The sequence below is a fragment of the Intestinimonas sp. UBA1698 genome, assembly GCF_002320075.1.
GTDB classification, from domain to species: Bacteria; Bacillota; Clostridia; order Oscillospirales; family Oscillospiraceae; genus Intestinimonas; species Intestinimonas massiliensis.
Genome location: NZ_DCJO01000003.1, coordinates 1 through 8,872 on the forward strand (window position 1 = coordinate 1; position 8,872 = coordinate 8,872).

Here is an 8,872-nt window from a genome sequence, read left to right on the forward strand (position 1 = left end):
TGACAATCGAGGATGTGGATCTGTCTCTGAGCGGATAGGTCTCTGTGGGCAAAAAGGGAGCGCCCGGACTTCCCCAAATCCGGGCGCTCCTTGATGGGAGAATGGGCACATGAAAGGAATTAGGCGGCTTTGTCGTGCTGGCCCGTCGGCGCATGGAAGGGAATCAACTGACCGATCTCCTTGTCGTTGGGCGTGGCGATGGAGGTCACGGCCAGCGCCAGGGCTAGACCAAAGGTGACATAGACTGCGGCACTCCACAGCAGACTGACAAAACAAAACACAACGGTGAGAACCAGCAGGACGTTGGATGTGCGTTTCATAAGAAGCTCCTTTCCAGAAAAGCGGTTATGATTAGATGTTTAACATATTACTTATCTGTCTAACATCAAGATACACAAAGACGGCCGATTTGTCAAGAGGGTTTGCGCATTTCTCTGTTTTCCATAAAACCGCCCTGTCCTTTTTGACAGGGTAAACAGGAGTTGTGGGAATTCTTGCTTTTTCTCCCTGTTTTGCGTATAATTGAAAAACAACTGTGGATACGAACTTTTCGGGGAGGCAATGGAGAGATGGCGGCGAGAAACAAGGGAAGTCTTTCTCAGCAGGTGGCAAAACAGCTTCTCAGCGACTTCCAGGAGGGCGTGCGCTACCGGCCCGGCGACAAGCTCCCCAACGAGAACGATTTGGCCGGCGAGTACGGCGTGAGCCGGGGCACCCTGCGGGAGGCTATCCGCATCCTCTCGTCCCACGGGGTGCTGGTGGTGCGGCGGGGCATGGGGACCTTTGTGGCCGAGCAGCTCCCGGAAAAGGCGGATTTCGGTCTGATGGAGCTGCTCACCCAAAAGACGGTTTTGAAGGAGCTCTTCGAACTGCGGCTGATGGTGGAGCCCCGGTGCGTGGCCCTGGCCTGCCGCCGGGCCACCAGCGAGGAGTTGCGCAACATCCTCCGGCTGGGGGAGGCCTTTGAAAAGACCGTTCTGGAGAGGGGCGACAGCATCGCCGCCGACCAGGCCTTTCACTCCGGCATCGTCCAGGCCATGCATAACGACTTCATGGCCCAGTTTATCCCCGGCATCCAGCGCTCCATCAGCCAGTCCGCCGCCCTTCAGGACGGGGTCAACTGGTTCAGCGGCGAGACGGTGGAGGACCACCGGCTGATCCTCTCCTTTCTCCGCATCCGGGACCAGGAGGGCGCGGAGGCCGCCATGCGGCTGCATCTGGTCCACATCATCAACCGCCTGAACCTCCCCGACGACGGAGAGCCCGTACTCTAGGGCCCAGAAGGGCGAAATCCCTTGACGGCGGGCGGTTTCGGTGATACAATACACTCCACGATACAGCGACAGGCAGTGACCGGGAGGAGTACGCGAGGGCCCGGGCCAGAGAGAAGCCGGACGGTGCGAGGCTTCCGAAGGTCCCCGCGGAAGGCGTCCGGGAGCTCCGGCCAGGAAATGGGCCGGCGGTACCCGCCGTTACAGGGGCCGAGCGCGGGGCGGTCTGCCGCTCCGAATTCAGGTGGCACCACGGACAGACTGTTCGCCCTGAGCCTTTGGCTCAGGGCGTTTTTTATCGGTCTGCCGCCTCATTGTGTTCTTCAGTTCTATTTTATTTCATAAGGAGTGCTTCCCATGAAAAACACCGAAAAAACCATGGAAAAGCTGGTGGCGCTGTGCAAGGGCCGCGGCTTTGTCTACCCCGGCAGCGAGATCTACGGCGGCCTGGCCAACTCCTGGGACTACGGCCCCCTGGGCGTGGAGCTCAAAAACAACGTCAAGCGGGCCTGGTGGAAAAAGTTCGTTCAGGAGTCCCCTTACAACGTGGGCCTGGACGCCGCCATCCTCATGAACCCCGAGGTGTGGGTGGCCTCCGGCCACGTGTCCACCTTCAACGACCCCCTCATCGACTGCAAGGCCTGCAAAATGCGCCACCGGGCCGACAAGCTCATCGAAAACTGGTGCGCCGAGCAAAACCGCACCGACGTGAACGTGGAGGCCATGACCCAGGACGAGCTGGTGGCCTTTATCCGGGACAACGGCGTCACCTGCCCCGGCTGCGGCAAGTCCGATTTCACCGACATCCGCAAGTTCAACCTGATGTTCAAGACCCACCAGGGCGTCACTGAGGACTCCTCCACCGAGGTCTACCTCCGGCCCGAGACCGCCCAGGGCATTTTTGTCAACTTCCCCGCCATCCAGCGCACCACCCGCAAAAAGCTGCCCTTCGGCGTGTGCCAGGTGGGCAAGTCCTTCCGAAACGAGATCACCCCGGGCAACTTTATCTTCCGCATCCGGGAGTTCGAGCAGATGGAGCTGGAGTTCTTCTGCCAGCCCGGCACCGACCTGGAATGGTTCCGGTTCTGGCGGGAATACTGCCACCAGTGGCTGCTGAGCCTGCACATCCAGGACGAGAACCTGCGCCTGCGGGATCACGAGCCCGAGGAGCTGGCCTTCTACTCCAAGGCAACCACCGACTTCGAGTTCCTGTTCCCCTTCGGCTGGGGCGAGCTGTGGGGCGTGGCCGACCGCACCGACTACGACCTCAAGCAGCACCAGGAGCACTCCGGCAAGGATCTGACCTACTTCGACCAGGAGAAGAACGAGCACTATATCCCCTACGTTATCGAGCCCTCCCTGGGCGCCGACCGGGTCACCCTGGCCTTCCTGGTGGAGGCCTATGACGAGGAGGTGGTGGACGCTGAGAAGAACGACGTGCGCACCGTCATGCGCTTCCACCCCGCCCTGGCCCCCTTCAAGTGCGCCGTCCTCCCCCTGAGCAAGAAGCTGGGGGACAAGGCTCTGGAGATCCGGGACCTGCTGGCCAGAGACTTCATGGTGGACTACGACGACGCCGGCTCCATCGGCAAGCGCTACCGCCGCCAGGACGAGATCGGCACCCCCCTGTGCGTCACCGTGGACTTCCAGACCGTGGGCGACGACAAGACCCCCGCCGACGGCTGCGTCACCGTCCGGGACCGGGACACGATGGAACAGGTCCGCATGCCCATCGGCGAGCTGAAGGCATATATCGCCCAAAAGATCGCATTTTAAGCCCGTACTTCCTGCGGGCGGCCGAAGGGCCGCCCGCTCTTTCCCTATTCTGGAGAGTGCTATGAAACACGTTTTTCTTTTTCAAACCCATACCGACCCCGGCTGGTCCCCGGGCAGGCGGGCCGGCTTCTGGCTGTGGAACCTGTTCTGGGTGGCGGCCGCCAGCCTCTGCGTGGGGACGCTGAGCCTGTACTTTGCCGCGGTGTTCAAGCAGGCCGAGCTGTTTGGAAGCTACTTCAAAAACCCACTCATTGCCCTGCTGAACCTGGCCCCCGTGCTGCTGCTGGCCCTGGGGCTCTACTTCCTCACCGGGCGGCCCGGCCTGGCCTACGGCCTCACCGCCGGGCTCACCGCCGGCTTTACCATGGGCAACTGGTTTAAGCTCCAGTTTCGCAACGACCCCCTGCTCTTCGAGGACCTGCTCCTGCTCAAGGAGGCGGGCAACATGGCGGGGAAATACCAGCTCTTCCTCTCCCGCACCATGGCCCTGGCCCTGGCCCTGCTGCTGCTGGGCGGCGTGTTTTTCCACTTCTGCGTCCGGGGCAGGCTGAAGGGACAGACCCGCTATCGTTTTCTGGGCATCTCCGCCGTCATTCTGGCGGCCCTGCCCCTCCAGGAGGCCATCCTCAGCGACAGCGTCTACCGGGACCGCACCGCCAACAACGACCTCATCAACCGCTGGTCGGCTACCCAGGTCTACGTCTCCAAGGGCTTCGTCTACCCCTTTCTCTACAGCGTCAAGTCGGCCTCCGACGCGCCGCCGGAGGGCTATGATGCCAAGCGGGCCGAGGCTATGCTGAACGCCTACCAGGACGCCGACATCCCGGAGGACCAAAAGGTGTCCCTCATCACCATCATGCTGGAGGCCTACAGCGACCTGTCCGGCTTTGACATCCCCGGCCTCAGCGACCGGGTCTACGCCGACTACCACGCCCTGGAGGCCGAGAGCTACACCGGAAATCTCATCACCAACATCTTTGCCGGCGGCACGGTGGACACCGAGCGGTGTTACCTCACCGGCTTCTCTCGGCTGGGTTCCTTCCGCTCCCCCACCAACTCCTACCCCTGGTACTTCCGCTCCCAGGGCTACTCCGTGCTGGGAGCCCACCCCTGCTTCTCCTGGTTCTACAACCGGGAAAACATCAACCGCAACCTGGGCTATGAGGACTACTGGTTCGTGGAGAACCACTTCGCACCCCTCACCGGCGGGGACGTGGGCTACGATAAGGTGCTATTCCCCGAACTCATCGGCATGTGGGAGGAGAACCGGAGCACCGGCAAGCCCCTGTTCGCCTATAACCTGACCTACCAGGGCCACGGCCCCTACGACGCCGACGTGACCTGGTGGGGGGACGATTACGTCACCGGCGGGGACTACACCGACGCCGAGCGGAACATCCTCAACAACTATTTCGGCTCCATCTACGACACCAACCAGCACCTGACGGAGTTTTTCGACTACTACCGCCAGGCCGAGGAGCCGGTGGTCATCGTCCTGTTCGGGGACCACAAGCCCTGGCTGGGGGACGGCAACTCGGTGTACGAGACCCTGGGCATCAACCTGGACTTCTCCACCGAGGAGGGGTTCTACCACTATTACGCCACCCGCTACCTCATCTGGGCCAACGACGCGGCCAAGGATGTCCTGGGAAATAACTTCACGGGAGAGGGCCCGGACCTGGGCCCCTACTTCCTGATGAACCAGGTGTTCCGGCTGTGCGGCTGGGAGGGGCCCGCCTTTGTGCAGGCCACCCAGCAGGTGATGGACCGGGTGCCCGTCCACAACACCCCCACCGGCCTGTATGTGGAGCAGGGCGTCCTCACCGGCAGCCTCACCCCCGAGGGACAGGCCCTGGTGGACGACTACAACACCATGCAGTATTATTGGCGCAAGCATTTTGCCTACGAGAAGTAAGCAGTCAAACGGCTTTTTTGACACGCTGAGGCGCGGCCCCGGGGCCGCGCCTCTTTTTTGCATAAATTTTACCGCCCAGGATGTGGAATTCACAGATTCTTGATGATTCGCCATATGGTTCTGATATAATGATTCTTCACACGAAAGGGTGGACGATTACAATGGAACAGGCACAAACGGAACTCTCCTGGCGGGAACGGGGCCGGTTATGGCTGCGGTTGGGCATCCGATTTCTGCTCATCGCGGCAGTGGTGCTGGGCCTGCGGTATCTAGCGCCCCCCCTGCTCTCTCTCTTCATGCCCTTTGTCCTGGCCCTGCTGCTGGCCTGGCTGCTCAACCCCCTGGTGCGCACCCTTCAAAAGGCCCTGGGCCTGAGCCGGGGCATCCTCTCCCTGCTGCTCATTCTGCTGGTCTTCGGCGGCGTGGGGGGCGTTTTGGCCGCCTTCGGCTACAGCGTATTTGCCGAGATCCGCTCTCTGGTGACCAACTGGCAGGATATCTGGGCGGGGGTCCAGGCCGCCATCGAGGCCACCGGCGGCTTCCTCGACTCCCTGCTGGCCCACCTGCCCCAGGAGGTGGAGCAGACCGTCAACAGCGCCCTGGACAGCCTGACCCAATGGCTTCAGACCGCCCTGCCCAACTTCTTCACCAACGCTGCCGAACGGGCCGGCAATTTCGCCATGAGCATCCCCTCCTTCGTCGTGGCGCTGGTGGTCTTTATCATGGGGACCTATTTCATCACCGCCGACTATCCCCATCTGCGCTTTCTGGTCACCGACCACCTCTCCCCCGCGTTCCGCCGCTTCCTGGGCCACGTCAAGCACGCGGCGGTAGGGGCTTTCGGCGGCTATGTCCGGGCCCAGATCATCCTCTCGCTGGGGGTGCTGCTCATCCTGCTGGCCGGATTCGTCCTCACGGGCCAGAGCTACGCCGTATTGCTGGCCCTGCTGCTGGCGGTGCTGGACTTCATCCCCATCATCGGGGCCGGCACCGTCATGGTGCCCTGGGCGGTGATCGACCTGTTCCTGGGCCAGTTCGGCCACGCCGTGGAGCTGATGGTCATCTGGGGCATCATCTGCGTGTTCCGCCGGGTGGCCGAGCCCAAGGCCGTGGGCAGCCAGACCGGATTGTCCCCCATCCTGTCTCTGGTGAGCATCTATGTGGGCATGCAGGTGGCCGGGGTGCTGGGCATGATTTTGGGTCCGGTGCTGTGCATGGTGGTCATCAATGTGTGCAAAACCGGGCTGTTCGACGGGCTGACGGATGACCTGCGCCTGGCGGTGGACGATACCGCCCGCTTCCTGCGCAACCGGCCCGTCCCCAGACGGCCGGAGCGGTAGCCCGGTTCAAAAAAGATTCTTATTTCGTTCAAAAAACATCGGAGGTTTCTTCACGCAATGGACATATTTTTTGAGTATCCTTTACCACGATCAGAGAAATGCTAAAGCACAGGAAGGAGCGAGCGTTATGTACTATCGCAATGATTATAACAGCCCCCACGAGCCGTGGGAGCAGCCCATCGAAACGACCGGCCATGTGGTGGAGGAGCCCGGGCACAAGGAGCCCAAAAAGAAAAAGTCCTTCGGCGGCAAGATCGTGGCCCTGTGCCTGGTCTGCGCCCTGGTGGGCGGCGTGGCCGGAGGGGCCGGCGTGGCCGCCTTCTCCGGAAACAACAGCGGAGGCTCCACCACCCTGGTGGAGGGAGAGCGGACCCCCACTGTGGTCAATGTATCCAACGTCGCCACCAAGGACCCCCTGACCGCCTCCCAGATCTATCAGGCCTATGTGGGCTCCACCGTGGGCATCACCACCGAAATTGTCACCACCAACTACTTCGGCCAGCCCGTGTCCCAGGCGGCGGCCGGCTCCGGCTTCGTCATCTCCGACAACGGCTACATCCTCACCAACTACCACGTCATCAAAGGCGCATCCTCCATCAAGGTGGCCTTTATGGACGGCACCAACTATGACGCCACGCTGGTGGGTGGCGAATCGGAAAACGACATCGCCGTGCTCAAGATCAACGCCTCCGGCCTCTCCCCCGTGGTGCTGGGCAACTCCGACAACGTCCAGGTGGGCGAGCAGGTGGTGGCCATCGGCAACCCCCTGGGCGAGCTGACCTACTCCATGACCCAGGGCATTATCTCCGCCAAGGACCGCTCCATCACCATGTCCGACGGCACCGTGATGAATATGCTCCAGACCGATACCGCCATCAACAACGGCAACTCCGGCGGGCCCCTGTTTGACATGTACGGTCAGGTCATCGGCATCACCAGCGCCAAGCTGTCCAACAGCGCTACCGCCGGCTCGGAGGCCACCATCGAGGGCCTGGGCTTCGCCATCCCCATCAATGACATCAAGGGCATGGTGGAGGACATCATCGCCAACGGCTACGTCACCGGAAAGCCCTACATGGGCATCACCGTCACCACCGTGCCCGAGTCCGTGGCCTCCCAGTACGGTCTGAGTCAGGGAGCCCTGGTCAAGAGCGTGGATTCCTCCTCCTGCGCCGCCAAGGCTGGGCTGAAGGAGAACGACATCATCACCGCCATCGACGGCCAGACCGTCCTATCCTCCGCCGAGCTGGTGGAGGCCAAGAAGGATTACAAGGCGGGCGACACCATCACCCTGACGGTGGACCGCAGCGGCGAGAAGCTCACCCTCACCCTCACCTTTGACGAGGATACCCCCGAGCGGCAGGCCGCCCAGCAAAAGCAGTTGGAGCAGCAGGAACAGCAACAGAAACAACAGCAGCAGAACAATTCCGGCAGCTACTACTGGCCCTTCGGCGGCTTCTCCCCCTGGTTCTATTAAGGACGTAACATCCAAATCCCCCCGGCGGCAGGTGCCGCCGGGGGGATTTTTCAGGCTTCGGGAGCCATTTCCTGCTCCTCGTCCGCCGCTTTTGGCCGGAAGGTCAACACCACCAGCAGCAGGCAGAGCAGAGCCAGCACCAGACCCGCCGCCACCTGCTCCGGCTCCGGGCGGTAAAACCGGGGGTACAGATCGGACAGGGTGGGCCTAGCCAGGATAAATTCCTTGCTGCGGGGCAGGTAGGCCCACTCCTCCCCCAGACCGGGCAGCAGATCAGCGCCCAGCAGCAGCAGGGCCGTAGGGGCCAGGCCCCGGCGGCGGCCCTTTTTCAGGGCGAGCAGCAGGCAGAGCAGAATCAGCATCCCAGCCAGGCCGCCGTAGAGCAGGCTCTGCCGGAGGTACGCCTCCAGAGGCAGGGCGTCCAGGCGGAAGAGCAGCCAGAAGGCCGTCAGCAGCAGCAGGGAGAGGGCGGGCAGCAGCTCCCGGACAGCGGGTCGGCGGAGCCCCGGCCGGAGCAGCACCGGTCTCCGCCCAAAGCCGCAGCGCTCCACCAGCCAGAGGGTGAGGGCGGTGAGAGCCAGGGCCAGAAGCACGCCCAGCAGGAGGAGCAGGGGCAGGTGGTCTTTCCACCAAAACAGCAGCCGCACACGCCATTCCTGGACGTTGGCGATGGTCATGGCGGCGGGCAGGGCGGCCAGGCCCGTTCCCAGCCGAAGGACTACCGTCAGGTTGACCGACAGGTCCATGGCGGCGTTGCCGATGCGGAACCAGCGGTTCTGGTAGCAGTAGTACCGCTGAAGATAGACCCCGTAGGCCATGCACCCCAGGTAGGCCAGGTAGCACAGCAGGGTGGGCATAAACAGGTCCAGCAGGAAGAAGAGCACCCCGCCTCCCAGGGCAAACGCAAAGGACAGCAAGCTCTGTCCGTCCGCCCGGGTGAGGGTCCGGATGGGCTTTTCCCCGTCCAGCAGGTCATCCACCGTCACCCCCAGCGCCCGGGCCAGGGGGACCAGCAGCGGCACGTCGGGATAGCCGCCCCCCCGTTTCCCTTAATTAAAGATATTGTTGGGTAAAAAAGAAAGGTCAGTCGATT

At 62.4% G+C, this 8,872-nt stretch carries 7 protein-coding genes; 5 read left to right on the forward strand and 2 right to left on the reverse strand.

Annotation, left to right across the window (positions count from 1 at the left end; all coding sequences use genetic code 11):
• Positions 1-119: 119 nt before the first annotated feature.
• Positions 120-320: a hypothetical protein gene (locus B3H64_RS00790; protein ID WP_286732097.1), complete on the reverse strand. Its 201-nt coding sequence runs from the start codon at positions 318-320 to the stop codon at positions 120-122.
• Between the two features lie 249 nt (positions 321-569).
• Between B3H64_RS00790 and B3H64_RS00795 the strand changes: the two genes are divergently transcribed.
• The 5 genes from B3H64_RS00795 (at position 570) to B3H64_RS00815 (ending at position 7,779) form a co-directional block, all read left to right on the forward strand.
• The gene (locus B3H64_RS00795) at positions 570-1,274 is read left to right on the forward strand and encodes a FadR/GntR family transcriptional regulator (RefSeq protein ID WP_238073056.1); all 705 of its coding nucleotides are present in this window, start codon (positions 570-572) and stop codon (positions 1,272-1,274) included.
• Between the two features lie 354 nt (positions 1,275-1,628).
• Positions 1,629-3,047 (forward strand): glycine--tRNA ligase, encoded by a 1,419-nt coding sequence (locus B3H64_RS00800; RefSeq protein ID WP_050617484.1) that lies wholly within the window; start codon positions 1,629-1,631, stop codon positions 3,045-3,047.
• Positions 3,048-3,108: 61 nt separating this feature from the next.
• Positions 3,109-4,962 (forward strand): LTA synthase family protein, encoded by a 1,854-nt coding sequence (locus tag B3H64_RS00805; RefSeq protein ID WP_286732098.1) that lies wholly within the window; start codon positions 3,109-3,111, stop codon positions 4,960-4,962.
• 161 nt (positions 4,963-5,123) lie between these two features.
• The gene (ytvI, locus tag B3H64_RS00810; RefSeq protein WP_050617482.1) at positions 5,124-6,302 is read left to right on the forward strand and encodes a sporulation integral membrane protein YtvI; all 1,179 of its coding nucleotides are present in this window, start codon (positions 5,124-5,126) and stop codon (positions 6,300-6,302) included.
• 127 nt (positions 6,303-6,429) lie between these two features.
• Positions 6,430-7,779 (forward strand): S1C family serine protease, encoded by a 1,350-nt coding sequence (locus B3H64_RS00815; RefSeq protein WP_278893694.1) that lies wholly within the window; start codon positions 6,430-6,432, stop codon positions 7,777-7,779.
• 50 nt (positions 7,780-7,829) lie between these two features.
• Here the strand turns inward: B3H64_RS00815 and B3H64_RS00820 are convergent, their stop codons facing one another.
• Positions 7,830-8,801 carry a hypothetical protein gene (locus B3H64_RS00820; RefSeq protein WP_286732099.1) on the reverse strand — a complete coding sequence of 324 codons (972 nt, stop codon included), beginning with the start codon at positions 8,799-8,801 and terminating at the stop codon, positions 7,830-7,832.
• Positions 8,802-8,872: the final 71 nt, after the last annotated feature.